General features: G+C 35.6%; 1 protein-coding gene. It reads left to right on the top strand.

From position 1 onward, the window contains the following. On the top strand, window positions 1-2,628 hold a 2,628-nt coding region (locus tag HJ01_RS15775), incomplete at both ends, for an efflux RND transporter permease subunit (RefSeq protein ID WP_040474063.1).

The following is a 2,628-nucleotide window of genomic DNA, read 5'->3' as shown; positions in this document are numbered from 1 at the left end:
ATTGGGTATGGTATTTTCCAATTCACCAAATTACCCATTGATGCCGTTCCCGATATTACAGACAATCAGGTTCAAGTTATCACATCTGCTCCATCATTGGGAGCAACCGATATTGAACGGTTGATAACATTTCCAATCGAGCAAGCCAACAGTAATATTCCAGGACTTAAAGAAATTCGTAGTTTCTCTCGTTTTGGTTTATCAGTGGTAACCATTGTTTTTAATGATGCAACCGATGTTTATTGGGCACGTCAACAAGTAACCGAAAGATTAAGTGCTGTCAAAGAACTGATACCAAAAGGTATTGGTTCTCCAACTTTAGCACCGGTAACAACTGGTTTGGGAGAAATTTATCAATATGTAGTAAGGCCAAAACCTGGTTATGAGAAAAAATACGATGTAACCGAGTTAAGAACTATACAAGATTGGATCGTTCGCCGTCAATTATTAAGCGTTGAAGGTGTTGCAGAAGTAAGCAGTTTTGGCGGGAAATTAAAACAATATGAAATCGCCATTGATCCTAATAAATTGCAGTCTTACAATATTACGATTGCGGATGTTTTTAATGCTTTAGAAAAAAACAATGAAAATACTGGAGGTGCCTATATTGAAAAAGGACCAACCGTTTTATACATTAGAAGTGAAGGGTTAATCAATACAATCGAAAACATAAAAGACATATCTATTAAAAACACCAATAGTGGCAGTCCCTTATTTATTCGTGATGTTGCAGATGTTCGCATTGGTAATGCTATTCGTTACGGAGCAATGACTTACAACGGTGAAGGCGAAGTTTCGGGTGCAGTGGTAATGATGTTAAAAGGCGCGAATAGTAATATTGTTATCAAAGACATTAAAGAAAGAATTGAACAAATTAGAAAGACCTTACCGGAAGGTGTGATTGTTGAACCATTTTTAGACCGTACAAAAATGGTGAATAATTCTATTTCTACAGTTGGCAAAAACCTAATTGAGGGAGCATTAATCGTACTTTTAGTATTAATCTTTTTTTTAGGAAATGTACGAGCTGGTTTAATAGTAGCTTCGGTTATACCATTGGCAATGTTATTTGCAGTAATACTAATGAATTTATTTGGCGTAAGCGGAAATTTAATGAGTTTAGGAGCATTAGATTTCGGGCTTATTGTAGATGGTGCCGTAATTATTGTTGAAGCCTGTTTGTTTAGTTTGTACGGTCGAAAAAAAGGAGAGGTTTCTCAAGACGAAATGGATAAAACAGTTTTAGAAACTTCTGTAAGAATGCGAAATGTTGCCGTTTTTGGAGAGCTAATTATCTTAATTGTTTATATTCCAATTTTTACATTACGTGGTATTGAAGGAAAAATGTTTTTACCAATGGCACAAACAATTGCCTTTGCTTTGTTTGGTGCTTTTGTTTTGTCATTGACTTATATTCCTATGATGACGGCTTTATTTCTAAATAAAAAAATAACACACAAGCAAAACTTTTCAGATAGAATGATGGCAAAATTAGAAAATTTCTATCAGCCACTTTTAGAAAAAGCATTAGCCATTCCAAGGGTTATAATCGGAACTACATTAGCATTATTTGTTTTAGCCATCGTTACACTTTCATTTATGGGTGGAGAATTTATGCCATCACTCGAAGAAGGAGATTTTGCAGTAGAAACAAGGGTTTTGCCTGGAAGTAATTTGCAAACATCAATGACCGCGATTTCGCAAGGGGCAAAAATATTATTAGAAAAGTTTCCGGAAGTACAAAAAGTGGTTGGTAAAACCGGAAGTTCCGAAGTGCCAACAGACCCAATGCCTATTGATGCCAGTGATATGATGGTTATTCTAAAAGACAAGTCAGAATGGACATCAGCATCAACATTCGATGAATTATCAGCAAAAATGGCAAAGGAACTCGAAGCTGTCCCTGGTGTTTCTTATGGTTTTCAATATCCAGTACAAATGCGATTCAACGAACTAATGACTGGCGCAAGGCAAGATGTAGTATGCAAAATTTTTGGTGAAAATTTAGACACTTTGGCTTTATACGCCAACAAATTAGGAAAGATTGTAAATACCGTTGAAGGCACTTCTGACCTGTATGTAGAAACAGTTACTGGAATGCCACAAATTGTCATTGACTATAATCGTCCTGCAATTGCACAATACAATTTGAATATCGAAGACATTAACAAAATAGTAAATACAGCTTTTGCAGGACAAAGTGCTGGATTGATTTATGAAGATGAAAAACGATTTGATCTAGTTGTTCGTTTAGCAGGAGAAAATAGAAAAGACTTGTCGGATGTTCAAAATTTATTAATCCCAACGCCAAACGGGATGCAAATTCCTCTGTCTCAATTGGCAAAAGTAGAAATTACCGAAGGTCCAAATCAAATACAAAGGGAAGATGCCAAACGTAGAATTGTAGTTGGGTTTAATGTTCGAGGTCGCGATGTCCAAAGTATTGTAACCGAATTACAAAACAAGGTAAATACTCAAATCAAGTTCCCAGCAGGTTATTATCCAACCTATGGTGGTGCTTTTGAAAACTTAAATGCAGCAAAGCAACGATTGTTAATTGCAGTTCCAATATCTCTAATACTAATTTTTATCTTATTGTATTTTGCTTTCAAATCAGTAAGGCAGGGA

The organism is Flavobacterium frigoris PS1 (genome assembly GCF_000252125.1).
GTDB classification, from domain to species: domain Bacteria; phylum Bacteroidota; class Bacteroidia; order Flavobacteriales; family Flavobacteriaceae; genus Flavobacterium; species Flavobacterium frigoris_A.
Note: the sequence above shows the minus strand (reverse complement) of the source record. Positions and strands in the feature narration are given on the sequence as shown.